The organism is Sphingomonas sp. SKA58, from assembly GCF_000153545.1.
Classification (GTDB): Bacteria; Pseudomonadota; Alphaproteobacteria; order Sphingomonadales; family Sphingomonadaceae; genus Sphingobium; species Sphingobium soli.
This window is the reverse complement of the sequence record NZ_CH959307.1, coordinates 718,800-743,711: the sequence shown is the minus strand read 5'-3', so window position 1 is coordinate 743,711 and position 24,912 is coordinate 718,800. Positions and strand designations below refer to the sequence as shown.

Below are 24,912 nucleotides of genomic sequence, written 5' to 3'. Positions count from 1 at the left end.
GGAGATTATGGCCAGTTCGCCCTTCCTGACCGGGGTTCACACGCCCGTCCTGCCGGCCCATTGGCGCGACTTCGTCGCGCTGACGAAGCCGCGCGTGATGACGCTGGTCGTGTTCACCGGCCTGTGCGGCCTCCTCGCCGCGCCCGGCCATATCCACCCGGTCCTCGCCTTCACCGCCATTCTCTGCATTGCGCTTGGCGCGGGCGCCGCCGCCTCGCTCAACCAATGGTGGGAAGCGGATATCGATGCAAAGATGAAGCGCACCGCCTCCCGCCCGCTGCCGGCCGGCCGCATGGACCGGCAAGCCGCGCTGCACTTTGGCGTCGGCCTCTCCTTCTTCTCGGTCATCCTGATGGGCATGGCGACCAACTGGCTGGCGAGCGCCGTGCTCGCCGTCTCGATCCTCTTCTATGTCTTCGTCTACACCATCTGGCTCAAGCCCCGCACGGCGCAGAATATCGTCATCGGCGGCGCAGCCGGCGCTTTCCCGCCAGTGATCGGCTGGGCGGCCGTGACCGGCGATGTCAGCGCGCTGCCCATTGCCCTTTTCATGCTGATCTTCTTCTGGACGCCGCCCCATTTCTGGGCGCTCGCCCTGTTCGTGAAGACCGATTATGCCGCCGCCGGCATCCCCATGCTACCCGTCGTGTCGGGCGAGGTCGCGACCCGGCGGCAAATCTGGTTCTACACCGCCATCATGGCGGTCGCGGCGCTCGCGCCCGTTCTGCTGAATCTCACCGGTGTCATCTACGGCACGACTGCGCTGCTGGGTACGGCGCTGTTCGCGCTGTTCGCCTTTCAGGTCTATCGCCGGCGCGAAAGCGATCCTGCGCGCATGAAGCCGGAAAAGCGCCTGTTCAAATATTCGATCCTCTACCTCTTCCTCTTGTTTGGGGCGGTGGTCGTTGACCGCTGGCTGCTGGCATGACGCCCGAAGAACAGGATCTGGTGCGCGCCCGGCAAAAGTCGCGGTCCATCGTGACCGGCCTGCTGCTCGGCTTTCTCGTCATATTATTCTTTGCCATCACGCTGGCGAAGATCGGCGCGAGCGACGCGATCTGATGGCCACGCTTCCGCCCTCGCCCTTTGATCGCGCGCGGCGCAACCGGCGCACCTTCCTCGCCATGATCGGCGTCGGCCTCGCCATGCTGGGGCTCGGCTTCGCCTCGGTGCCACTCTATCGTATCTTCTGCCAGCAAACAGGCTTTAACGGCACGACGCAGCGCGCCGATGCTGGCGTGGATGTGCAGCAGGCGACCGGGCACATGCTGTCGATCCGGTTCGATTCGAATGTTCAGCCCGGCATGCCCTGGCAATTCCATCCCGAACGCCCGACGCAGACCGTGACCGTGGGCGCCAAGTCGATGGCCATTTTCGTCGCCAAAAATATGTCGGATCGGCCCGTCACCGGCACCGCCAGCTTCAACGTCACTCCGACTCAGGCCGGCGCTTATTTCACCAAGATCGAATGTTTCTGCTTCACCCAGCAGACGTTGCAGCCGGGGCAGGAAGTGCGGATGCCGGTGCTCTATTATGTCGATCCCAAGATATTGGCCGATCCCGACAATAAGGATACGCAAGAGATTACGCTGAGCTACACTTTCTACCCTGTTGAGCAGGGGCAGAAGGCGGGCTAAGGTCCGGCACAGAACAGGAAACGGGGAAGATACGCATGGCAGGCGCCAAGAATCACGATTACCATATTCTTCCGCCCAGCATCTGGCCGTTTTTCGGCTCGATGTCGGCGCTGGTGATGGCGCTGGGCGCGATCATGTGGATGCATCCCGACGCCATGGGGCCGGGCGGCGGCTGGGTCTTCCTGATTGGGCTGGCCGGCGTGCTGTTCACCATGTTCAGCTGGTGGGGCAATGTCATCAGCGAAGCGCATGCGGGCGATCATACGCCGGTGGTGCAACTCCATCTGCGCTATGGCATGATCCTGTTCATCGCGTCCGAAGTCATGTTCTTCGTCGGCTGGTTCTGGGCCTTTTTCGACTTTGCGCTCTTCCCCAGCCTGCTGCCGCCGATCGACGGCCTCTTTCCGTCCAAGGATATCGAGGTGATGAATGCGTTTGAGCTGCCTTTGCTCAACACGCTCATCTTGCTGTGTTCGGGCACGACCGTCACCTGGGCGCATCACAGTCTGATCCATGGCGACCGCGACGGCCTGATCAAAGGGTTGTGGTGCACCATCATCCTGGGCGCGTTGTTCAGCAGCATCCAGGCCTATGAATATATGCACGCGCCTTTCGGCTTCGGTGGCAATCCCTACAGCTCGGCCTTTTATATGGCGACCGGCTTCCATGGCTTCCACGTCCTGGTCGGCACGATCTTCCTGATCGTCAATCTGGTCCGCGCCTATCAGGGGCATTTCACCCCGCGCCAGCATTTCGGCTTCGAAGCCGCGGCCTGGTACTGGCATTTCGTCGACGTCGTCTGGCTGTTCCTCTTCGTCGCCATCTATGTCTGGGGCGGCTGGAGCGCGCCGGTCCACGGCGGTTGAGCCGGCGCACGGACGATATTGCAATCAGGATCGACGGCCGGCGCTTCACACGCCGGCCGTTTCTCTATCGGCAGCTATTGGGTAAGCATCCCGCATGACCGGACCGTCTCACCCTTCTACACGCATCCCGACCCTGCCCACGCTGCTGGTCACCCTCGCCGTCCTCACGATGATCGGCCTTGGCATCTGGCAATTGGAGCGCCGCGCCGAAAAACGTGACGCCATCGCCCTGGCTGCGGCAAATCCCCAGCGTCCCCCCGTCGCCTTTCCCATGCTGCCGCCGATTGCGCCCGACCTGCTGTTCCGCCGATCGTCCGTGCATTGCCTGCGCGTGGTCGACTGGCGCGTGGAGGCCGGGCGGGCGGCCGATGGCAGCACCGGCTATCGCCATATCGCGCAGTGCGCCACCGGCGCGGAAGGGCCGGGCGTGCTGGTCGCAGTCGGCGTCGGGCAAAAGCCCGATCAGGTGCCCAGCTGGACCGGCGGCCAGATTGCCGGCTGGATCAGCCAGGAACCCGACCATCGCCCGCTGCTCTCTCGCGTCGGCGGTGCAGCTCCGCCACTCCGACCCATGCTGATCGCCCGATCCGCCCCACCCGGCCTCAAGCCGCTGGCACCACCCAGCGTCGCCGATCTTCCCAACAATCACCTGGCCTATGCCGTCCAATGGTTCCTCTTCGCGGCGGTGGCGGTGGTGATCTACATATTGGCCCTGCGCCGGCGAGGCGGCAGCGGCAAGCCCGCCTAAACGCTTGCTCCCCGCGCTCGCTGCCGCTACCGCGCTTAGCCATCATGCAATATCAGAGCACCAGGGGGAGCGCGCCGGCGCTCGGGTTTGAGGATGTGACGCTGGCGGGGCTGGCGTCGGATGGCGGCCTTTACCTGCCCACGCAATGGCCGGCCTTCACCGCTGACCAGATTCGCGCGATGGCCGGCCTCTCCTATGTCGAAACCGCCGTTCGGGTCATGACTCCGTTCGTTGCCGGATCGCTCAGTGAAGACGAATTGCGCGACTTGTGCGCGGCCGCCTATTCCCGGTTCAGCCATCAGGCCGTGACGCCGCTGGTCCAGCTGGACCATCAGCAGTGGATGCTCGAACTCTTCCATGGCCCCACGCTCGCCTTCAAGGACGTGGCGCTGCAACTGCTCGGCCATTTGTTTGAACGCTTCCTGTCGCGCCGGGACGATCATCTGACCATTGTCGGCGCTACGTCGGGCGATACCGGATCGGCGGCGATCGATGCGGTGGCGGGACGTGCGAAGATCGACATCTTCATGCTGCACCCCGAAGGCCGCGTGTCCGACGTCCAGCGTCGTCAGATGACCACGGTGCGCGCGCCCAACATCCATAATATCGCCATCTCCGGCAGCTTCGACGATGCGCAGGCGCTGGTGAAGGCCATGTTCAACGATGCGGATTTCAAGAGCCGCTTCAACCTGTCCGCCGTCAACAGCATCAACTGGGCGCGCCTGATGGCGCAGATCGTCTATTATTTCTACGCTGCCGTGCGCCTGGGCGCGCCGGAACGGGCCGTGGCCTTTTCCGTCCCGACCGGCAATTTCGGCGACGTCTTTGCCGGCTATGTCGCCGCACGGATGGGCCTGCCGGTGGCAAAGCTGATCGTCGCGACCAATGTGAACGATATTCTCCACCGCGCGCTGGGGGAGGGCGATTATAGCCAGGGGCAGGTCGTGCCTACCGCCACGCCTAGCATGGACATTCAAGTCAGCTCCAATTTCGAGCGGCTGTTGTTCGACGCGGGCGGCCGCGATGGCGCGGCGCTTGCCGACCAGATGCGGGGTTTCGAATCGAGCCGTGCGATGCGCCTCACCAATGCGCAGCGCGACGGCGCGGCGGGCCTGCTGTCATCGGCGCGCATCGACGCCGATGCCATGACCATGGCGATGCGCTGGGCCTATGACGCAGCGGGGCACGTGATCGATCCGCACAGTGCCATCGGCCTTGCCGCCGCACGCGCCGCTGACGTTGGCGCCGACGTGCCCGTTGTCACGCTGGCGACCGCCCATGCCGCCAAATTTCCCGATGCGGTGGAGCGGGCGACCGGCCTGCGTCCGCCGCTGCCGGCGCGGGTGGGCGACCTGTTCGCGCGCGAAGAGCATTATGACCGTCTGCCCGCCACGTTCGAGGCAATCACCACCTATGTCGCTGAGCGCGCGACGCCGCGGCACGGAGCCGGTCCGGCTTGAACCTCACGACCCTCATCGGCGAACCCTGGTCGGACTATGGCCTGATCGATTCGGGCAACGGGCGCAAGCTGGAACGCTATGGCCGTTTCCGCTTCATCCGCCCCGAACCGCAGGCGATGTGGCAGCCCGCGAGTGACGATTGGCGCGCGGACGGCGAATTCATTCCCGGATCGGACGAGGATGGCGGCGGCCGCTGGTATTATGAGCAGCCGGTGCCGGTCGAGGGCTGGCCGCTCCATTGGAAAGAGGTGACGTTCCAGTCGAGCTGCACGCCCTTTCGCCATCTGGGCTTCTTTCCCGACATGGCGCCGGTGTGGGACGATTTGCGCGGTTCCATCGCCGACAAGCCCGATGCGGAGGTAATGAACCTGTTCGGCTATACGGGCGTCGGCACACTGGCCCTGTCGGCCGGCGGCGCGCGGATGGTCCATGTCGATGCGTCGAAGAAATCGGTGGCGCAGGCGCGCGCCAATGCGGCGCTGTCGGGTATGGAGGACCGGCCGGTCCGCTGGATCGTCGAGGATGCCGCCAAATTCGTTGCCCGCGAAGTTCGGCGCGGGCGCCGCTATGACGGCATCCTGCTCGATCCGCCGAAATATGGCCGTGGCCCTGATGGCGAGGTGTGGCGGTTGGAGGAGGATTTGCCGGGCCTGATCGCCAATTGCCGCGCCTTGCTCGACGCCGACAGCCATTTTCTGTTCCTGACCGTTTACGCCGTGCGCATGTCGGCGCTGGCGATCGGGGAATTGCTGCGTCAGGCGTTCGCCGACCTGCCCGGCACGGTGGAAGCAGGCGAACTGGCGGTGCGGGAGGAACGGCGCGGGCTGCTGCTGCCGACCGCCATTTGGGCGCGCTGGCGGCGCTGATCGCACCATCGGTCCTTTTCGGGTTGAGCCGTTCGGCGCGGTCCGGCATGACGGGGACCATGCGCTTTTCCTCGACCTTTGCTACCGCTTCGTCCCTCCTGGTGCTGTTGGCCTCGTGCGTCGGCCCTCCCGGCAATGCGCCAGCGCCCACGCGGCCGGCCCGTGCCCGCCCGGCGCCCGCGCCCCGGCCTGCGCCGGCCCCTTCGCCTGCGCCTGCGCCTGCACCTGCTCCGGCCCCCGCGCCCGCAACCCCGGTCGCTTCCTCAGTCGCCTGGGCCGATCGCCCGTTGACGCCAGGTAATTGGAGCTACAGCGCCGAACAGCGGGGCAGCATTGCTCGGTTCGGCCCGCCGGCGCAGCCGCTGCTGACGCTGCGCTGCGACCTGGCGAGCCGCCGCGTCATCCTGACGCGCTATGGCGCAGGGCAGGGCGCGATCGTGATCCGCACCAGCTATGGCGCGGTCAGCTGGCCCGCCACCGCCCAGGGTGGCGCGCAGCCGGCCCTGGTCGCCGCGCGGGCGGCGAGCGACGGCGTGCTGGACCAGATGGCCTATAGCCGTGGCAAGATCGGCGTCGATGCATCCGGCATCGCGCCTCTGGTCGTGCCGGTCTGGGCGGAAATCGCGCGGGTGGTGGAGGATTGTCGCGCCTGATCGGGAACGCGATGCCGGCGCGACGCAGACGTACAAGTATGATTCCAAAAAAGAATAAAACAAGGCTTGAAGATCGCCTTCGTCTGATTCACATTTCGCTCTGTGGACGGATGCGGATTTGCTCTCGCGGCGGCCACACGGGCTCAACATAGCGAAAGGAGGTGATCCGATGTCTCATGGTTCAGCAATGGGGTCGGTCAAGTCCATTCGGGGAATGCGCCGCTGATCGACGCGCAAGCGTCGAGAATGTCAGGGTGATTCCGGAGCCTTGCGAAGGCCGACATACAGGCCCGCTCCTCCCCTGATAGAGCGCGATTCACCATTTCCCACTGGGCGGCGCTTCTGGCCGCTGACCATGTCAATGATGGGCCGTCGGGGGTATTTCCGCCCGGCGGCCCCTCTCATGTCTTGGCAAACCGGAAAAATCCCGGCGATCTGGCGCAGGCACGCCGCTGGAACTTCGCCTGCAGTTGGGATATATATTGATCCTGAACTGCCGTGAGGCTGTCATGATTGCTTCGCGCTATCTGCTTTTCCTTTTCACCATCGCGGCTATTCCGGCCGCGGCCCAGACCCCGTCTGATGTCGCCGACCTCGTAGGCGCGCGGGGCGCCGGCGGGGAAACCCAGCTTCAGGCGCGGGGCTACCGCTTCGTGCGTACCGAAACCGGGGATGACCGAAAGTGGAGCTATTGGTGGCATCCCGAGCGGCATCTTTGCCTCAGCGTGGTCACCATGGATGGTCGTTATCAGGCCATTACGGACAGCCCTGCGCCCGATTGTGGTCAGGATCACGCTGCCGGCCGGACTGACGAAGCATATCGCCGGCACGATCGCACGGATGCGCCGCCTGCGGCATATGCGCCGGCGCGACGCGAATCGCCCAGCTATGCCGCATCGGAAGAAAGGCCGATGATCGACGGGCAGTCGGTGGAGATCGGCCTCGTCTGCTTCGGGGATGGTCAGCGCCCCGGCCTTGAGAACCGCTATGGCTGGACCTGGGATCATGATCGCAAACGCTATATCTATGGTAACCGCGTCGACATGACGGCGCAGCAGTTCGACGCATCCGTCATGCTGCAATTCTGGGCGGGTGGCGGCCGGATCAAGCTGCCTGCCAAGTTGATCCCGCCAATCCATTCTCGCGGGACGAACGATGGCTGGTGGGACGTCTACGCCGTTTCCATCCAGCCCGATCATGTCAGTGGAGAATATCGGCTTAACGGCCTCAACAAGCCGCGCATTCAGATCAATCGGATGAGCGGTCAGATCAGTATCAAGGGCACGGGCGATTACGCCTTTCGCGGCACCTGTGACACCGTGGATGCTGCCGCGCATCGGCGATTTTGATTAGGGTGTAGGCGGTGCATCCAGCACCGCCCCCTTTGCATCATCGCTCTCTGCCCTTCGCCTTCCCCCACACGCGCGCGGCGGTATAGCCCAGATACCCCGTGCCAAAGAGCGCGTAGAGCGGCTCGGGCAGCGCGTTGAGATAGGCGTGCATGCCCGCCGTGATGGCGGCGGCCATGTCTGGGTCGATACCGGCGATCAGCCCCATCGGGATGGACCAGAGCAGCAGCGCATAGATGACATAGAGAAAGGCCGGGCGCGCGCGCCGCGTCCAGATGTCCGGCTCGGTCTCTCCCGCATCGCTCATGACCGCGCGCCCGAACCGATCCGGTTGGCCAGCCATCCATAAAGGAAGGCCTCGTTGGCGGGGCGGCTTTCGGCCAGCGCGATATAGCGCTCGCCTTGCAGCGCCTCCATCGCCTTCAAAAGCACTATGTCCCCCGACGGGCCGCGCAGCGCGCGAAACGCGCGCAGCGCTCCGAGCGTGCGCCCGCCCAGAAGGCGATCGACCTTGATGTCGGGATAGTCCTTCTGATTGCGATTAAGCGCGTTGAGCGCGCGCTGCAAAAATCCCGTCGCGGTCGGCGGGCCCATGTTGACCGCGGTGTCGAACAATTCCGCCGCCAGTGACCAGGACAGTTCCGCTACAAAGGCATAGCCGGGCTGCTCCCAGTAAAGGCGGCGATAGAGCGATTCCGCCGTGGCGCGCGGCAGCGCCTGCATCGCGCCGAAATAGCCATTGGCGCGCGCGACCGCATGCGTGATGCCCATATTGGTGGCGCCACCCCGGTCCGCAGGATGATCGCTATAGCCGCCTTCGCGCGCGATCACCTCGTCAATCAAATCCTGCACGTCCATGGCTGCCTCCTGCTTCGATATGAGGCAGAGCATTTATCCCATATGGTTATCTGTAGGACAGCGGAAGTTGCGAGGGTGTATCGCGTTACTGATCGCGCTTAGTCGACCTGCCATACCGGTTCTGACCGGTCGATCAGTCCGCTGTCCAGCAGCGGCGCGGCGTCGATATCCTGCGCGCCCATCAGGGATGACAGGCGCTCGACCGACGCCAGGATCATCGCCTGTTCCCAGGGCTCCAGTTTGCCGAACCCGTCGGTGAACTTCGTCTGCAAGGGATCGGGCGCATCCGCCAACGCGGCCACGCCGTCCGGCAGGATTCGCAGATGCGACTGGCGCTTGTCGCGTTCGCTGCGCTGACGCTGGACATAGTTGAGCGCGACCAGCCGATCGACGATCGTGGTAATCGTTGCCTGGCTGAAATGCAGCGCATGGGCGATGGCCCCGGGCGTTGCTGCATCGCGCGAATCGATCTCGCGCAGCACCAGCAATTGCGAAGGCGTCAGGCCGGTGGCCGCCGCCAGCTGGCGGCTGCCAATCTCGGTGGCGCGCATGATCCGGCGGAGCGCGCGCAGGGTCTGGGTGGCGATATTAGCATGCATATTTGGCTCCATAGCGGAACCAAAGCATGGCCACCAACATTGTCTTCGCTCCTTTTTCCGCCAGCCAAAATACTTCGCACTGCAAAATAAAATTTCAAGGCTGGGGTTGAAAAATTCGTCAAAAATGGCATATTCCAGCCCGTATCGAGAAGGCATTGAGTCCTTCGCCTAGAAAATAATTCGGGAGATGAACAATCTTCGACACTCAAGCTACAGCGGCTGTGCCGCCACGGGCTTCTGCGCGTCCTGATCCGGATACGGAGCAGGACATCATGTTTCGCAAGCCTGTCGGCACTGACGGGCCGGCCATTACGGCGTTGATCGCGGCATGCCCGCCGCTCGATCCCAATTCGGCCTATTGTAACCTGCTGCAATGCACCGATTTCGCCGACAGCTGCATCGTTGCGACCCGCGACGGCGCGGTGGTCGGATGGGTATCGGGCTATCGTTCGCCCGTCGCTCGGGAAAATTTCTTCGTCTGGCAGGTCGCGGTGTCATCCGCGGCGCGTGGCCAGCGCCTCGCGAGCCGCATGATCGATGCCTTGCTTGGCCGGCCGGAACAGGATGGCGTCACGCATCTGACGACGACCATCACTGATGACAATGACGCGTCCTGGGCGCTGTTTCAGGGGCTGGCCCGCAATTGGGGCGCGCCGCTGGAAAAGACCGCCCGTTTCGAACGCGAAGCCCATTTCGCCGGTGCCCATGCCACAGAATGGCAGGCGCGCATCGGTCCGCTGACCCCAAAGGGGCGGCACCAACAGGAGGACATTTGAGCCATGACCACGACCCTTCTTCCCAAACCGACCTCGTCCATTCCCGACCGCGCTATTTACGAACGCCGTGAATCGGGCGTACGCAGCTATGCCCGCTCGATGCCGCGCCAGTTCAACAAGGCGCAGGATGTGTGGATGCACGATACGCAGGGCGGTCGCTATCTCGACTTCCTGTCGGGCTGCTCGACGCTGAACTATGGCCATAATCATCCGGTGCTCAAGACCGCGCTGATGGATTATATCGCCAATGACGGCGTGACTCACGGCCTTGACCTTCACACCGACGCCAAGGAAGATTTCCTGACGACGTTGGAAGACGTCATTCTCACGCCGCGTGGCCTGGATTATCGCGCCATGTTCACCGGACCGACCGGCACCAACGCGGTCGAGGCGGCGATCAAGCTGGCGCGCAAGATCACTGGGCGCGAACTGGTGATCGCCTTCACCAACGGTTTCCACGGCATGACGCTGGGGGCGCTCGCCTGCACCGGCAACGCCGCCAAGCGCGGTGGCGCGGGCGTGCCGCTCAACCATGTCAGTCATGAACCTTATGACGGCTATCATGGCCCCGACGTGGATACGGCCGAGCTGCTGGAGCGCCGCCTGTCCGATCCATCGAGCGGCCTGGATGCCCCCGCTGCCATTCTGGTCGAAACCGTGCAGGGCGAAGGCGGTCTCAATGCCGCGTCGCCCGAATGGCTGCGTAAGATCGCCGAAATCGCCAAGCGCCATGGCGCGCTGATGATCGTCGATGACATTCAGGCAGGCGTTGGTCGCACCGGCAATTTCTTCAGCTTCGAAGGCATGGGCTTCACCCCCGACATCGTCACGCTGGCGAAGTCGCTGTCGGGCATGGGCCTGCCCTTTGCCCTCACCCTGTTCCGCCCGGAACTCGACCAGTGGTCGCCGGGCGAACATAACGGCACCTTCCGTGGCAACAACCACGCCTTCGTTACCGCCACGGCTGCGCTGCGCCATTTCTGGAGCAACGACGCCTTTCAGCAGGACGTCGCCCGTCGCGGCGCGCTGCTGGAGCGGCGGCTCGACGCGATGGCCGCCGAACATGGCCTCTCGACTCGCGGTCGCGGCATGATGCGCGGCATTGACGTGGGGTCGGGCGAGGTCGCCGGAACCATCACCGCCGCCTGCTTTGCGCAGGGGCTCATCATCGAAACCAGCGGCGCGCATGACGAAATCGTCAAGGTGCTGGCGCCCCTCGTGATCGACGACGCCGTCCTTTCGGCGGGTCTCGACATTCTTGAGGAAGCCGTCCGTTCCGCGCTGACCGTCACCTATGGCGTCGCCGCAGAATAAAGGAGAAGACAGACATGTTCATCCGCAAGCTTCAGGACATCCGCAAGTCCGACCGCAACATCAAGTCCAAGGGCTGGGAAAGCGCCCGCCTTCAGCTGAAGGACGACAATATGGGCTTTTCCTTCCACGTCACGACCATGTACGCGGGCGAGGAATTGCACATGCACTATCAGAACCATCTGGAATCGGTTCTGGTGCTCAAGGGCACCGGCACGATCGAGGATCTGGGCGAGGGCGTGACGCATCAGTTGGCGCCGGGCGTCATGTATGCGCTCGACAAGCATGACAAGCATATCGTCCGGCCCGAAACCGACATATTGTGCGCTTGCGTATTCAATCCACCTGTCACCGGCAAGGAAGTGCATGACGAAAGCGGCGCCTATCCCGCCGATTCCGAGCAGGTCAAGGAACCCGCATTCGTCGATTGACCGGCGGTGCGAAGGCTTTCCGTCCGTAGCGAGACCGGACGGAAAGCCTCGCTCGATTTTTAGTCATCACCATCAAAAGGGGGGAAGTCCCATGCAAGACGTCTACCCGTCCCGCCATGCCGATGCGGCGGAATTTCTGCCGCGCCTCGATCCTGTCGTGCATAGCCAATGGCGCGAAGACGCACCCGTCAGCCGCGCCCAGGCCGACCAGTTCGACCGCGACGGCTTTCTTGTCCTGGAAGATATTTTCTCGGACGCCGAAGTCGCATTCCTGCAGCGCGAGGCCGGCAAGCTGCTGGCCGATCCGCAAGCGCTGGAAGACGAAACCGTCATCACCGAACCGGGCGGCAAGGAAGTCCGCTCGATCTTCAAGATTCACGCGCAGAGCGATGTGATCGGTCGCCTGGCCGCCGACAGGCGTCTGGCCGGCGTCGCGCAGTTCCTGCTGGGTGATCGCGTCTACATTCACCAGTCGCGCCTCAACTATAAGCCCGGCTTCACCGGCAAGGAATTTTTCTGGCACAGCGATTTTGAAACCTGGCATGTGGAAGACGGCATGCCGCGCATGCGCGCGCTGTCCATGTCGGTGCTGCTGGCGGACAATACGCCCAATAACGGCCCGCTGATGCTGATTCCCGGCAGCCACAAGGCATTCCTCACCTGCATCGGGGAAACGCCCGACGATCATTATCGCCAGTCCTTGAAGAAACAGGAATATGGCGTACCGGACGAAGACAGCCTGGCCGAACTGGCGCACAAGCATGGCATCGTCGCGCCGACCGGAAAGCCCGGGTCGGTCGTCATTTTCGACTGCAACACCATGCACGGGTCGAACGGCAACATCACGCCCTTCCCCCGCGCCAACGCCTTCATGGTCTATAATGCGGTCAGCAACCGCCTGACTGCGCCCTTCGGCGTTGACAAACCGCGCCCCGAATTCATCGCCGCGCGCGGAGAGCCGGAGGCCATTACGCCGGTCACGGGACTTTTGATGGAGGAGGCGCTGGCATGAGCGGCCAACATAGTGTGGAAAAAATCGGCGGCACGTCGATGGCGGCCACCGCCGTGCTGTTCGACAATGTTCTGATCGCGGGGCGCAAGGGCGCGGACCTTTATAATCGCGTCTTCGTCGTGTCCGCCTATGCCGGCATGACCGACCTGCTGCTGGAACATAAGAAATCGGGCAAGCCCGGCGTCTATGCCCGTTTCGTCGCCGACGACGGCGCCGATGGCTGGCGCGACGCGATCGAAACGGTGCGCGGCGCTATGCATGCGCGCAACGCCGATATGTTCGCGCGCGCCGAGAGCCTGGCCGAAGCCAATGCCTTTGTCGATGCGCGCATCGACGCGGTTGCCGCCTGCCTCGACGATCTGGCCCGCCTGCGCAGCCATGGCCGGTTCTGCGTCAAGGAACAGCTGATCACGGTGCGCGAATTGCTTGCCGGGCTCGGCGAAGCGCACAGCGCCCATTCGACCGCGCTGCTGCTGCGCGATCGCGGGGTCAACGCCTGCTTTGTCGATCTGACGCTCTGGGATCAGCAGGATATGCGCGGCCTTGATGAACGCATCGAACAGGCGTTCGCCCCCATCGATCTTGCCACCACCCTGCCGATCGTCACCGGCTATGCCGGGTGCAGCGAGGGCATGGTCCGCCGCTATGCGCGTGGCTATTCCGAAATGACCTTTTCGCGCATCGCCGTGCTGACGCAGGCACGTGAGGCGATCATCCATAAGGAATTTCACCTGTCGAGCGCGGACCCGAAGCTGGTCGGCACTGACAAGGCGCGCAAGATCGGCCGCACCAATTATGATGTGGCGGACCAGCTCGCCAATCTTGGCATGGAGGCCATCCATCCCGGCGCCGGGCGCGGCCTGCGGCAGACCGACATCCCGCTGCGTGTCCGCAACACGTTCGACCGGGAAGATGGCGGCACGCTCATCTGCGGCGACTATGTGTCGGACACGCCTCGCGTCGAAATCGTCACCGGCATCCGCACCGCGCAGGCGCTTCAATTCTTCGAACAGGACATGGTCGGGGTGAAGGGCTATGACGCCGCCATATTGGAGGTGCTGACCCGCCATGGCATATGGATCGTCAGCAAGGCGTCCAACGCCAACACCATCACCCATTATCTGTCAGCCGACGCGGTCAAGGTGAAGCAGGTCATCGGCGACTTGCAGGACCGGTATCCCGACGCGTCCATTTCCGCCCACCCCGTGGCGATCGTCTCCGTGATCGGCAGCGACATTTCACGCCCCGGCCTGATGCCCGACGCGCTCAAAGCCTTGGCGCAGGCCGATATCGATGTGATCGCTATGCAGCATCAGATCCGCAATGTGGATGTCCAGTTCGTTGTCGATGTCCGCCAATATGACGCTGCCGTCGCCGCGCTGCACCGCGCGCTGGTGGAGGATAATGACGAACCCGCAGCAGCGGAGGGCCGGCGCGCGGCCTGAGCGCCGCGCGCCGCCGGGCGCGCCAGATGATCGCTGCGATTCGTCCCGTTCAGAGCCTGCTGCTCGCCATCTTCATGCTGATGGCGGGCAGTGGCTTTTTATCGACCCTCATCAGTCTGCGGCTGGAGCGGGCGGGTGCCGGCACCATGGCGATCGGCGCGGTCGCCACCGCCTATTTCGGCGGGCTTGTGATAGGTGCTCTGCGCGCGGGGGGCATCGTGCGGCAGGTCGGGCATATCCGCGCCTTCGCCGCCTTCGTCGCGCTGCTGTCGGCCAGCACGCTCTCCTATGTATTGCTCGACCACCCCTTACTCTGGACGGCACTGCGGCTGATCGACGGCGTCTGCGTGGCCGGCGTTTTCATCTGCCTTGAAAGCTGGCTCAACGACCGGGCCGATGTGGAAACCCGCGGCAGCATCCTTGCCGCCTATATGGTCGCGCTCTATTCCGGCCAGGCGGTCGGCCAGTTGCTCCTGGGCGCGAGCGGGACGCTGCCCGCCATTCCGTTCCAGATCGCCTCCATCCTCATCTCGCTGGCCATCATTCCGCTTTGTCTCACCCGGTCGAGCGCGCCTGCGCCGCAGGAGGCGACGGCCTTTTCGCTGCGCTCGCTCTTTGCCGCATCGCCGCTGGGCGTGATCGGTGCGGTGACGACCGGGCTGATGCTGGGCGCCTTTTACGGATTGGCCGCCGTGCATGTCCGTCGCCTTGGTCTTAATCTGGGCGCGACCGCTAGTTTCATGATGATCGTCATTCTGGGCGGCGTCGCGATGCAATGGCCGCTCGGCCGCCTGTCGGACCGCTATGACCGGCGCGCCGTGATCGTCTGGAGCTTCGCCGCGACCCTGGCGGTCAGCATTGCATTGTCGATGCTCAGCCGGGGCGGCCTGCCGCTGCTGGTGCTGGGCGCGGCCTTTGGCGGGCTGAGCTTCGCCCTCTATCCGCTGTGCGTCGCGCACAGCAATGACCGGCTGCTCGCGTCCGAACGGGTCGCGGCGAGCGGCCGGCTGGTGCTGCTCTATTCGGTCGGTGCGGCGCTGGGGCCGATGGGCGCGGCGGCGATGATGACGCTGGCGGGCGCAAGCGGCCTCTTCCTGTTCATCGCCCTGTGCGCTGGCGCGACACTGGGTTTTGGCCTGTGGCGTCAATTGTCCTCCGATCCGGTGCCCGCGCCCGAGCAGCAGGATTTCCAGATCGTGCCGCGCACGACCCCGATGGCGTCGCTGCTTGACCCCAATACCGCAGATCATCTGCCCGATGGAGACATGACATGACCGCCACCACCATCGCCGCGCCCCCCGGAGCGGCCGGGTCTGTCGATCAAGCGACGCTGCGGCGGGCCATTGCGGCCTCGGCACTCGGCAACGCCACCGAATGGTTCGACTATGGCATCTATGCCTATGGCGTGACCTATATCTCCGCGGCGCTGTTTCCGGGAGAAGTGGATGACGCGGTGTTGTTCGCGCTCGCGACCTTTGCCATCTCCTTCCTCGTCCGTCCGCTGGGCGGCCTCTTCTGGGGACCGCTGGGCGATCGCATGGGGCGCAAATCCGTGCTCGCGCTCACCATATTGATGATGTCGGGCGCGACGCTAGCGGTCGGGCTGATCCCTTCCTATGCCAGCATCGGCTTCTGGGCGCCGGCGCTGCTCATCCTGCTGCGCATGGTGCAGGGATTCTCCACGGGCGGCGAATATGGCGGTGCGGCGACTTTCATGGCCGAATATGCGCCCGATGACCGGCGCGGCTTTTACGGCAGCTTCCTGGAATTCGGCACGCTGGCGGGCTTTTCCTTCGGCGCGCTGCTGATGCTGGGCTTCTCGCTGCTGCTGGGTGACGCCGCCATGCACGCATGGGGCTGGCGCATCCCCTTTCTGGTGGCCGCGCCCATGGGTCTTATCGGCATGTATCTGCGCGCCCGCATGGAGGATACGCCGATCTTCCGCGAGGATGGGCAGGCCAGCGGCAAGGCGGAAAGCCCCAGCCTTGGCCAACTGCTGGAGCGCCACTGGCGGCCGATGCTGGTCGTGGGCGGGCTGGTCGTGGCGCTCAATGTCGTTAATTATACGCTGCTTAGCTACATGCCCACTTATCTTCAGCGGCGCATCGGTCTCACTACGGACGAAGCGCTGGTGGTGCCGATCATCGGCATGGTCTTTATGATGGTCTTCCTGCCCTTTGCTGGGCATTTGTCCGACCGGGTCGGGCGACGGGCGATGTGGCGCGTCTCGCTGCTCAGCCTGCTCGTCGGCGTCGTGCCGCTCTATCTGCTGATGGCGACCGGCCTTGTCGGCGCGATTGTCGGCTTCGTGCTGCTTGGCCTCTGCTATGTGCCGCAGCTCGCGACCATCTCCGCAACATTTCCCGCGCTATTCCCGACCTCGGTGCGCTTTGCCGGTTTCGCCATCGCCTATAACGTCTCGACCTCGCTGTTCGGCGGCACCGCACCTGCGATTGGTAGCGGCCTCATCTCCTGGACCGGCAACGAACTCATGCCCGCCTTCCTGATGATGGCGGCCTGCCTCGTCGGCCTTGTCGCGCTGCGCTACATGCCCGAAACGGCGGGCAAGTCCCTGCGCGAAGATCCGTTCGCGCGGACCTGATGCGAAACAGACCATGGAGATGACAGGGGGGGATGACAGGGGGCCGCGAAGCGAGTTAGCTGGCAGCCATGAAAATCATGCTGTCGCTCGCCTGCATCCTGCCCGTCCTTCTTACCGCCCATCCCGTCGCCGCAAAGACCGATAGGGCGCGCTGGCAGGAACAGGCGGCGCGGGTCACCATTCAGCGCGACGACTGGGGCATCGCCCATGTCCACGGCCGCAGCGACGCCGACGCCGTGTTCGGCATGATCTACGCCCAGGCCGAAGACGACTTCAACCGGATCGAGGCCAACTATCTGACCGCGCTCGGCCGCACGGCGGAGGCGGATGGCGAAGACGCGATCTGGCAGGATTTGCGTGCGCGCCTTTATATGGACCCGCAAAAGCTGCGCGCCGACTATGCCGCCAGTCCCGCCTGGTTGCGCGCCTTGATGGACGCCTGGGCCGATGGGCTGAACCACTATCTTGCCACACACCCGCAGGTAAAGCCGCGCGTCATCACCCGTTTTGAACCCTGGATGGCGCTCAGCTTCACCGAAGGCAGCATCGGCGGCGACATCGAACGCATCCCGCTCGATCGGCTCAAGGCCTTTTACGGCGCGCCCGGCGGCCGCCCGCTCGCCATGGCCGATCCCGACCCCGAACCGCGCGGCTCCAACGGCTTCGCCATCGCGCCGGGCAAGAGCGCCAGCGGCCATGCCCTGCTGTGGATCAACCCGCATACCAGCTTCTTCTTCCGCTCCGAACTGCAGATGACCAGCGATGAAGGGCTCAACGCCTATGGTGCGGCAACCTGGGGGCAATTCTTCATCTATCAGGGGTTCAACCCCACCGCCGGGTGGATGCACACCTCCAGCACCGTCGATGCCGTCGACGAATTTCTCGAAACCGTGACGCGCCGGCCGGACGGCGCACTGACCTATCTTTATGGCCGACAGCAGCGTCCGGTCCGCGCCTCCACCGTCACCATCGCCTATCGCGCGTCAGACGGCGGCCGCGCCGACCGCCGCTTCACCGTCTATCGCACCCATCATGGCCCGATCATCGGGGATCAGGACGGCAAATGGGTCGCCTTCGCCATGATGGACAAGCCCATCCCCGCGCTGGAGCAATCCTTTTTACGGACGAAGGCGCGCGATTACGCCGCCTTTGTGAAAGTGGCGACACGTCAGGCCAATTCGTCCAACAACACCATCTTTGCCGACGCCAAAGGCACCATCGCCTATCTGCACCCACAATTCGTGCCCCTTCGCGATGACCGTTTCGACTATAGTCGACCAGTGGACGGCAGCGATCCCGCCACCGACTGGAAGGGGCTGACCCCGCTTTACGCATTGCCGTCCCTGCGCAACCCGGCGGGCGGCTGGATCCAGAACACCAATAACGGTCCTTGGTCGGCGGCGGGCAGGGACAGCCAGAAGGCGGCCGACTTCCCGCGTTACATGGACATGATGGGCGAAAATCCGCGCGGCGACCATGCCGTCATGCTGCTGTCGGCGGGACAGGATTTCACGCTCGACACGCTGACGGCGGCCGCGTTCGACAGCTACCAGCCCGCCTTTGCGCGCTTCCTGCCGCTGCTCGTGAAGGCGTGGGACACTCTGCCCCACACGGATGCGCGCAAGGCGCTGCTGGCGCAACCGATCGCCATGCTGCGCGACTGGGATTATCGCTGGGGTTTGACGTCCGTGCCCAACAGCCTTGCGGCGCACTGGGCGGAGGATTTGCGCCAATGGACGCTGGACCATAGCGAGGGGGCTCCGCGCACCCTCTATGATCGCATGGCCGCCGCGTCCCCTGACGTGCAATTGACCCTGCTGGCGAGCGTCGTGAAGCGGCTGGATCGCGATTTCGGCACCTGGCGCACGCCCTGGGGCGACATTAACCGGTTGCAGAGGCTGACCGGCGCCATCACCCAGGATTTCAGCGATGCCGCGCCCAGCATCGCTGTGCCCTTCAGCTCGGCGCGCTGGGGCTCGCTCGCCTCCTTCGGCGCGCGGGCCTATCCCGGCACGCGAAAATGGTATGGCACCAGCGGCAACAGCTTCATCGCCGCCGTCGAATTCGGCGATCGCGTCCACGCCAAAGCGGTCAGCGTCGGCGGCGAAAGCGGCGATCCCGCCTCGCCCCATTTCAACGACCAGTCGGCGCTCTATGCAGCCGGCACCTTGCGGCCCGTCTATTTCTATCCCGATGAACTCGCCGGCCATGTCGAACGCCGCTATCGGCCAGGGCAGTAGGACGCGGCCATGTGGGTCCTGCTCGGCATCGCCATCATCGTCGCGGGCTTCCTGCTGCGCTTTCATCCGCTGCTGGTGATCCTCGCCTCGGCGATCGTCACCGGCATCGCGGCGGGCCTTGACCTGCTCACCATCCTCGCCGCTTTCGGCAAGGCGTTCAACGAAGCGCGCTATGTCAGCATCATCTGGATCGTGCTGCCGGTCGTTGGCCTGCTCGAAGCCTATGGCTTGCAGGAGCGCGCGCGCGGCCTCATCGCCAAGATGCGCGGCGCGACCGTAGGGCAGTTCCTCGCCGGCTATATGCTGCTGCGCCAGGGGCTGGCGGCGGTAGGCCTCACATCGGTCGCGGGTCACGCTCAGACGGTGCGCCCGCTCGTCGCGCCGATCGCCGAAGCGGCGGCAGAGGCGCAGGCCGGAGATCTCGACGATGACCGGCGCGAGGAAGTGAAGGCCTGGGCCGCCGCGACCGACAATATCGGCCTGTTCTTCGGCGAGGACATCTTCCTCGCCATCGGGTCGATCCTGCTGATCAAGGGGCTGCTGGAGCAATATGGCATCAGCCTGGAGCCGCTGCATCTGTCGGTCTGGGCGATCCCGACCGCCATCGCCGCCTTCCTGATCCATGGCTTTCGCCTCTGGCGCCTGGACCGTCGGCTGAAGCGCAGCGCACCGGAGGACCCGGCATGATTACCCTGCACTGGGTCTATGCCGTCGCTGGCGCGATGTTCGCCGCTTTCGCCCTGCTGAGCCTTGGCGACCGCACCAATCCGCGCCGCTGGACCACCTCCGCCTTCTGGGCCTTGTTGGCGCTCAGCATGTGGGGTGGCGACTGGCTGGGCGATCTTGGCAATGGCGTCCTGCTGCTGGGCCTTGTCGCGCTGGCTGGGCTGGGCGGCATGGGGCGGGGGCAGTCCGCGCTGCCCGACGCCGTGCGCCGCGACCGGGCCGATCGCATGGGCAATCGCCTGTTCGTCATCGCGCTTATCATTCCGGCGACCGCGCTCATCGGCACCTTCGCCTTCAAACAAGCCCCCGACTGGTTCGATGGCAAGCAGGCGACATTGATTGCCCTGGCGCTGGGCGTGCTGATCGCCTCGGTAGTGGGCTGCCTCTGGCTGCGCGCGTCTCCGCTCGAACCGCTCCAGCAGGGGCGGCGGCTGATGGATTCGGTCGGCTGGGCCGCCATCCTGCCGCAAATGCTCGCCAGCCTCGGCGCGGTGTTCGCGCTGGCAGGGGTGGGGGATGTCGTCGGCCAGATCGTCAGCATGGCGATCCCGCAGGGCAGCCTCCTGGGCGCGGTCATCGCCTATGGCCTTGGCATGGCGCTCTTCACCATGGTCATGGGCAACGCCTTTGCCGCCTTCCCGGTGATGACCGCCGCCATCGGCCTGCCGCTGCTCATCCGGACCTATGGCGGCGACCCGGCGATCGTCTGCGCCATCGGCATGTTGGCGGGTTTCTGCGGCACGCTGATGACGCCGATGGCCGCGAACTTCAACCTCGTGCCCGCCGCCCTGCTCGACCTCAAGGACAAGCATGGCGTCATCAAGCGGCAGGTCGGCACCGCCGTCCCGCTGCTTGTCGTCAACATCCTCCTCATTTACTGGCTCGCCTTTCCATGACCCTGCTCACCCCCGACATCGCCAACCGTTTCGCCGGCCTCACCCTGTCGCATCTCGGCCGCGAATATCCCTTCAAGATGGACCTGGTGCTGACCGGACCTCAGGATGCCCGGCCGCCGCGGGAGCATCATCCCATCTTCCATGGCAGCTTCGACTGGCACAGCTGCGTCCATGGCTGGTGGCAGGTGATGCGGCTGATGCGGCTATATCCCGCCATGGCGCAGGCGCCCGCCATCCGCGCGCGCGCCGACGCGATGTTGACGCCCGCCAATGTCGCAGGCGAGCGCGCCTATCTCGCTCGCCCGATGAGCGCCGGGTTCGAACGCCCCTATGGCTGGGCCTGGGCGCTGGCGCTGCACGCGGAACTGGCGCGCCATGATGCGCCCTGGGCGGCGGCGCTAGAACCGCTGGCGCACGATTTCGCCGCCCGCTTCCATGCGTTCCTGCCCAGGCTCACCTATCCTCTGCGCGTCGGCACCCATTTCAACATCGCCTTCGCCCTCATCCTCGCGCGCGACTGGGCGCAGGGGCGCGACGACGCGCTTGCCGCGCTGATCCATGACCGCGCGCTGCATTGGTTCGCACAGGATCGCGCCTGTCAGGCGTGGGAACCGGGCGGCGACGAATTTCTGTCCCCGGCGCTCTGCGAAGCCTTGCTGATGAGCCGCCTCATCGACCGCACGGATTTTGCCGCATGGTTTCACGCCTTCCTGCCGGACCTTGGGAGCGGCGAGCCGGCGACGCTCTTCACGCCCGCCACCGTGTCGGATCGCAGCGATGGCAAGATCGCGCATCTCGACGGCCTCAATCTCAGCCGCGCCTGGTGCTGGCGCGGGATCGCTGCGGCGCTGGGCGAAAGCGACCCGGTCCATACCCTGGCGCACCATGCCGCGCGCGTGCATCTTGACGCCAGCCTGCCCCATGTCGCGGGCGATTATATGGGCGAACATTGGCTCGCCACCTTCGCGCTGCTGGCGCTGGAATGAAGAAAGGGGGAGGGGCCGCGCCCTCCCCGAAACCCGCCTCGTCAGTCGCGCAGCAATTCGTTGATTCCGGTCTTGGACCGCGTCTGCGCATCGACGCGCTTGACGATCACCGCGCAATAAAGGCTGGGGCCGGGCGTGCCGTCGGGCAGCGGCTTGCCGGGCAGGCTGCCGGGCACGACCACCGAATAGGGCGGCACTTGCCCCATGAAGATTTCGCCGGTGGTGCGGTCGACGATCTTGGTCGACTGGCCGATGAAGACGCCCATCGACAGCACCGATCCCTTGCCGATCCGCACGCCCTCGACCACTTCGGACCGCGCGCCGATGAAACAGTCATCTTCGATGATGACCGGATCGGCCTGCAACGGCTCCAGCACGCCGCCGATACCCACGCCGCCTGACAGGTGGACATTCTTGCCGATCTGCGCGCAGCTGCCCACCGTCACCCAGGTGTCGACCATCGTGCCTTCATCGACGAACGCGCCGATATTGACGAAGCTCGGCATCAGGATGACATTCTTGGCGATATGCGATCCGGCGCGGGCGAAACTCCCCGGCACGGCGCGGAAACCGGCGGCGCGGAACGCGGCCTCGTCCCAGCCCGCAAATTTGCTCGGCACCTTGTCCCACCAATGGCCGGCGCCCGGGCCGTTTTCGATCAGGGCATTGTCGTTCAGGCGGAAGGACAGCAGCACCGCCTTCTTCGCCCATTGATTGACCTGCCAGCCCGCCTCTGTCGGCTCGGCGACGCGCAACTCGCCCTTGTCCAGCATCCCAAGCGCCCGGTCGACCGCCTGACGCACGTCGCCCTGCGTTTGCAGGGTCACATTGGCCCGGTCTTCCCAGGCCGCGTCGATGATGGCGATAAGGTCTTGGCTCATGGTCATTCCCCCAGAATGCGCGCCAGAAACGGCGTCAGATGGTCGGTTTCGAAATCGATGAAGTCGGGATGATGGTCATGATTGCCCGCTTCCGACCCGTTATTGACCCAGATGGTCGTCATCCCGATCGTCTTGGCGGGCCGCAGGTTGCGCGCCATGTCCTCGAAGAAGGCCGCGCGCGTCGGGTCGACATCATGAACCTTGCACAGCGCGTCATAACCGGCCGGATCAGGCTTGGGCACATATTGGCAGGCGTGGATATCGTGGATCAGCTCGAATGCGCCGCCAAGGCCCAGCCGCTCCAGCACGCGCCCGGCATAGTCCGCATCGCCATTGGTGAAGATCAGGCGGCGTCCCGGCAGCGCGGCGATATGGCGGTTGAGCGCCTCGTCCACCGCCAGCCGGTCCATCGAAATATCATGCACATAGGTCAGATAGTCGCCCGGCTCGATGCCATGATGGTGCATCAGGCCTGCCAGCGTCGTGCCATGCTCCATGAAGTATCGCTTCTGCGTTTCCCGCGCGATCACCGGGTCGCAGCCGAGCAGGCCCTGGATATACTCGCCCATCTTCACGTCCATCAACGCGAACAGGTCCGCCTTCGCCGGATAGAGCGTATTGTCCAGATCGAAGATCCAGGTATCGACATGGGAAAGCGCCGGCAACATGGCCGCGCCCTAAAGCGGCCAACGAAAGAGGGCAAGGGGAAGAGGGCAGAAGATCGGCCATACGAACCCGTTCGGTTCGAGCCGGCGTCGAGCTTGTCGAGATGCGTCGGTCGAGAATGGTTCTCGCCTTCGACAAGCCAAGGCCGCTCGAACGGAACGGCCTGGTCTAGCACCCCGGCGCGTCGCTATCCTCGTAGAAACGCTGCACCGCGTCCCATCCTTCCTGCGCGTTTTCCACCCAGGTCAGCAGGTCCAGATCCTTGTGGGAGATCACCCCTTCGTCGGCCAGTGCCTCGAAATCGACCACCCGGTTCCAGAAGTCCCGACCGTAAAGCAGGATCGGAATGGGCTTCATCTTGCCGGTCTGGATCAGCGTCAGCAGCTCGAACATCTCGTCGAACGTGCCGAAGCCGCCGGGAAACACCGCCAGCGCCCGCGCGCGCAGCAGGAAATGCATCTTGCGCAGCGCGAAATAGTGGAACTGGAAACTCAGCTCCGGCGTCACGAAACGATTGGGCGCCTGCTCGTGCGGCAGGACGATGTTCATGCCGATGGTGGTCTGGCCGACATCCTGCGCGCCGCGATTGGCCGCTTCCATGATCGACGGGCCGCCGCCTGAACAGACGACGAAATGGCGGCATCCCGCCGCATTCACAGGATATTGGGCGGCGATGCGCGCCAGCTTGCGCGCTTCTTCGTAATAATGCGCCTTCTTCCCCAGATTTTCCGCCAGCCGTTTCAGCTCCGGCGTCGGCGCAGCGTCGATCCGCGCCTGTACCTGATCGGGTTCGGGAATCCGCGCGGAACCGTAGAAGACGAAGGTCGATTCGATCTTCGCCTCATCCATCAGCAACTGGGGCTTGAGCAATTCCAATTGGAAGCGCACGGGCCGCAGGTCTTCGCGCAGCAGGAACTCGTCGTCCTGGAAGGCCAGCCTGTAGGCCGCGCTCTGCGTCTGGGGAGTGCCGGTCTGCTTGGCGGCGTCGCCTGCCTCTTCGCGGGCAGGGCGGAACTTGCGTTCCTCAATCTCTTTTCTTGTCATCCATGGCCAATTAGGCGTCAGCGATGACATTGCCAAGACGCCCGGTCACAGAATCGCCTTCTGGCTCAGCGGCAAAACCCCCCCGCTGCTTTAGCGGCAAAACCCTCCACGCCCGCCCATGTCAAAATGGAAATGGTCGTGATGCGCGGCATTATAGTCCGGGCTGAGCACCGTGTTGAAGCGCTTGCAGGCGCTGGCGTGGATCAGGCTCAGGAACTGGCGCGTCCGCCGGTCGCCATGCCAGCCCTGCTGCACCGTGATCCGCCGCCCGTCCGACAGGACAAAGGCCGACACGTCGATGGCGTTGCTGTGCGCATGTTCGCTCAGCTTGCTCAGTCCGGCGATCGGCCGGCAATTATAGGTGCCGAACGTCTCGATTTTCTCGATTTCCGCGCCAAAGACGACCCGTGCGGCGGGCTGCACGCCATAGCGCGCCCACGCCGCGAAATTGGCGGCCAGGTTGCATGTCATCGCGCCCAGCCCTGTCGTGGGCACCCCGATGTCCAGCAGCTTGACGCTGTTGATCGCATTGCACCCACCGCCGAAATTGCGGTCGGGCAGGGGGGTGAAAGACACCGCCTGGGATTGCAGCTTGGCGAAACATTGCCGTGTTTCCAGCGCGGGTTGCGATGGCGGGCGTGTTGCATGCGCGGGCGCACGCACCGGTTTCGACGCGCGCGCCACCTTGCCGCGCGGCACCAGGTCACCGCCGCACCCCGCCAGTGTCATCATGCTTGCCAAGAACGCAGCCGTGGCCGCGCCGCGCAGATTGCTCATCGCCCGCTTTTCCATGAATCAGATGTTTACCAAGCCAATCCTTTACGAAAGTTAACCGCCCGCTCGGCTCGTCGCATTCCGAC

At 64.5% G+C, this 24,912-nt stretch carries 27 protein-coding genes; 20 read left to right on the top strand and 7 right to left on the bottom strand.

The window, feature by feature from the left end; all coding sequences use genetic code 11:
- Window positions 1-7 precede the first annotated feature (7 nt).
- The 9 genes from SKA58_RS13000 (at window position 8) to SKA58_RS12965 (ending at window position 7,579) form a co-directional block, all read left to right on the top strand.
- Window positions 8-928, top strand: coding sequence for a heme o synthase (locus tag SKA58_RS13000; RefSeq protein WP_009822908.1), 921 nt, complete (start codon window positions 8-10; stop codon window positions 926-928).
- Entirely contained in the window at window positions 925-1,062 is a 138-nt protein-coding gene (locus tag SKA58_RS20085; protein ID WP_009822907.1) for a hypothetical protein, read from the top strand. Before SKA58_RS13000 ends, SKA58_RS20085 begins: the two co-directional genes overlap by 4 nt.
- On the top strand, window positions 1,062-1,637 hold the full coding sequence (locus SKA58_RS12995) for a cytochrome c oxidase assembly protein (RefSeq protein WP_009822906.1): 576 nt from the start codon (window positions 1,062-1,064) through the stop codon (window positions 1,635-1,637). The genes SKA58_RS20085 and SKA58_RS12995 overlap by 1 nt, the downstream gene beginning before the upstream one ends.
- A gap of 35 nt (window positions 1,638-1,672) precedes the next feature.
- The gene (locus SKA58_RS12990) at window positions 1,673-2,503 is read left to right on the top strand and encodes a cytochrome c oxidase subunit 3 (RefSeq protein ID WP_009822905.1); all 831 of its coding nucleotides are present in this window, start codon (window positions 1,673-1,675) and stop codon (window positions 2,501-2,503) included.
- A 94-nt stretch (window positions 2,504-2,597) separates the two neighbouring features.
- Window positions 2,598-3,251, top strand: coding sequence for an SURF1 family protein (locus tag SKA58_RS12985; RefSeq protein WP_009822904.1), 654 nt, complete (start codon window positions 2,598-2,600; stop codon window positions 3,249-3,251).
- Window positions 3,252-3,295: 44 nt separating this feature from the next.
- Window positions 3,296-4,711, top strand: coding sequence for a threonine synthase (gene thrC, locus SKA58_RS12980; RefSeq protein ID WP_009822903.1), 1,416 nt, complete (start codon window positions 3,296-3,298; stop codon window positions 4,709-4,711).
- A complete protein-coding gene (locus SKA58_RS12975; protein WP_009822902.1) occupies window positions 4,708-5,577 on the top strand; it encodes a class I SAM-dependent methyltransferase in 870 nt (289 codons plus the stop codon). Before thrC ends, SKA58_RS12975 begins: the two co-directional genes overlap by 4 nt.
- 47 nt (window positions 5,578-5,624) lie before the next feature.
- Window positions 5,625-6,230: a hypothetical protein gene (locus SKA58_RS12970; RefSeq protein ID WP_232209423.1), complete on the top strand. Its 606-nt coding sequence runs from the start codon at window positions 5,625-5,627 to the stop codon at window positions 6,228-6,230.
- Window positions 6,231-6,739: 509 nt separating this feature from the next.
- Window positions 6,740-7,579, top strand: a complete 840-nt coding sequence (locus tag SKA58_RS12965; RefSeq protein WP_009822900.1) for a hypothetical protein — start codon at window positions 6,740-6,742, stop codon at window positions 7,577-7,579.
- A 40-nt stretch (window positions 7,580-7,619) separates the two neighbouring features.
- Here the strand turns inward: SKA58_RS12965 and SKA58_RS12960 are convergent, their stop codons facing one another.
- The 3 genes from SKA58_RS12960 to SKA58_RS12950 form a co-directional block, all read right to left on the bottom strand.
- On the bottom strand, window positions 7,620-7,886 hold the full coding sequence (locus SKA58_RS12960; RefSeq protein WP_037543571.1) for a 3TM-type holin: 267 nt from the start codon (window positions 7,884-7,886) through the stop codon (window positions 7,620-7,622).
- Entirely contained in the window at window positions 7,883-8,437 is a 555-nt protein-coding gene (locus SKA58_RS12955) for a glycoside hydrolase family 108 protein (RefSeq protein WP_037543568.1), read from the bottom strand. Before SKA58_RS12955 ends, SKA58_RS12960 begins: the two co-directional genes overlap by 4 nt.
- A 98-nt stretch (window positions 8,438-8,535) precedes the next feature.
- Window positions 8,536-9,036, bottom strand: coding sequence for a MarR family winged helix-turn-helix transcriptional regulator (locus SKA58_RS12950; RefSeq protein ID WP_156784201.1), 501 nt, complete (start codon window positions 9,034-9,036; stop codon window positions 8,536-8,538).
- Window positions 9,037-9,308: 272 nt separating this feature from the next.
- Here SKA58_RS12950 and ectA point away from each other — a divergent pair, with 272 nt between their 5' ends.
- The 11 genes from ectA (at window position 9,309) to SKA58_RS12895 (ending at window position 21,461) form a co-directional block, all read left to right on the top strand.
- A complete protein-coding gene (gene ectA, locus SKA58_RS12945; RefSeq protein ID WP_009822896.1) occupies window positions 9,309-9,812 on the top strand; it encodes a diaminobutyrate acetyltransferase in 504 nt (167 codons plus the stop codon).
- A gap of 3 nt (window positions 9,813-9,815) precedes the next feature.
- Window positions 9,816-11,126 carry a diaminobutyrate--2-oxoglutarate transaminase gene (gene ectB / locus SKA58_RS12940; RefSeq protein WP_009822895.1) on the top strand — a complete coding sequence of 437 codons (1,311 nt, stop codon included), beginning with the start codon at window positions 9,816-9,818 and terminating at the stop codon, window positions 11,124-11,126.
- Between the two features lie 14 nt (window positions 11,127-11,140).
- Complete coding sequence (locus SKA58_RS12935) at window positions 11,141-11,554, top strand: ectoine synthase (protein ID WP_009822894.1); 414 nt, start codon at window positions 11,141-11,143, stop codon at window positions 11,552-11,554.
- 91 nt (window positions 11,555-11,645) lie between these two features.
- A complete protein-coding gene (thpD, locus tag SKA58_RS12930) occupies window positions 11,646-12,566 on the top strand; it encodes an ectoine hydroxylase (RefSeq protein WP_009822893.1) in 921 nt (306 codons plus the stop codon).
- Complete coding sequence (locus tag SKA58_RS12925) at window positions 12,563-14,011, top strand: aspartate kinase (protein WP_009822892.1); 1,449 nt, start codon at window positions 12,563-12,565, stop codon at window positions 14,009-14,011. Before thpD ends, SKA58_RS12925 begins: the two co-directional genes overlap by 4 nt.
- A 26-nt stretch (window positions 14,012-14,037) precedes the next feature.
- A complete protein-coding gene (locus SKA58_RS12920; RefSeq protein WP_009822891.1) occupies window positions 14,038-15,285 on the top strand; it encodes an MFS transporter in 1,248 nt (415 codons plus the stop codon).
- Window positions 15,282-16,613: an MFS transporter gene (locus tag SKA58_RS12915; protein ID WP_009822890.1), complete on the top strand. Its 1,332-nt coding sequence runs from the start codon at window positions 15,282-15,284 to the stop codon at window positions 16,611-16,613. Before SKA58_RS12920 ends, SKA58_RS12915 begins: the two co-directional genes overlap by 4 nt.
- A 68-nt stretch (window positions 16,614-16,681) precedes the next feature.
- Entirely contained in the window at window positions 16,682-18,853 is a 2,172-nt protein-coding gene (locus tag SKA58_RS12910) for a penicillin acylase family protein (protein ID WP_009822889.1), read from the top strand.
- A gap of 9 nt (window positions 18,854-18,862) precedes the next feature.
- Window positions 18,863-19,540, top strand: a complete 678-nt coding sequence (locus SKA58_RS12905; protein WP_009822888.1) for a DUF969 domain-containing protein — start codon at window positions 18,863-18,865, stop codon at window positions 19,538-19,540.
- Entirely contained in the window at window positions 19,537-20,475 is a 939-nt protein-coding gene (locus SKA58_RS12900) for a DUF979 domain-containing protein (RefSeq protein WP_009822887.1), read from the top strand. The genes SKA58_RS12905 and SKA58_RS12900 overlap by 4 nt, the downstream gene beginning before the upstream one ends.
- On the top strand, window positions 20,472-21,461 hold the full coding sequence (locus SKA58_RS12895; RefSeq protein WP_009822886.1) for a DUF2891 domain-containing protein: 990 nt from the start codon (window positions 20,472-20,474) through the stop codon (window positions 21,459-21,461). Before SKA58_RS12900 ends, SKA58_RS12895 begins: the two co-directional genes overlap by 4 nt.
- A 41-nt stretch (window positions 21,462-21,502) precedes the next feature.
- On the opposite strand, the gene dapD is transcribed toward SKA58_RS12895, so the two are convergent.
- The 4 genes from dapD to SKA58_RS12875 form a co-directional block, all read right to left on the bottom strand.
- Window positions 21,503-22,342, bottom strand: a complete 840-nt coding sequence (dapD, locus tag SKA58_RS12890) for a 2,3,4,5-tetrahydropyridine-2,6-dicarboxylate N-succinyltransferase (protein WP_037543161.1) — start codon at window positions 22,340-22,342, stop codon at window positions 21,503-21,505.
- A gap of 2 nt (window positions 22,343-22,344) precedes the next feature.
- Window positions 22,345-23,010 carry a pyrimidine 5'-nucleotidase gene (locus tag SKA58_RS12885; RefSeq protein ID WP_009822884.1) on the bottom strand — a complete coding sequence of 222 codons (666 nt, stop codon included), beginning with the start codon at window positions 23,008-23,010 and terminating at the stop codon, window positions 22,345-22,347.
- Between the two features lie 166 nt (window positions 23,011-23,176).
- The gene (locus SKA58_RS12880) at window positions 23,177-24,052 is read right to left on the bottom strand and encodes a TIGR00730 family Rossman fold protein (protein ID WP_037543158.1); all 876 of its coding nucleotides are present in this window, start codon (window positions 24,050-24,052) and stop codon (window positions 23,177-23,179) included.
- A gap of 90 nt (window positions 24,053-24,142) precedes the next feature.
- Complete coding sequence (locus SKA58_RS12875; protein ID WP_009822882.1) at window positions 24,143-24,844, bottom strand: extensin-like domain-containing protein; 702 nt, start codon at window positions 24,842-24,844, stop codon at window positions 24,143-24,145.
- Between the last annotated feature and the right edge of the window lie 68 nt (window positions 24,845-24,912).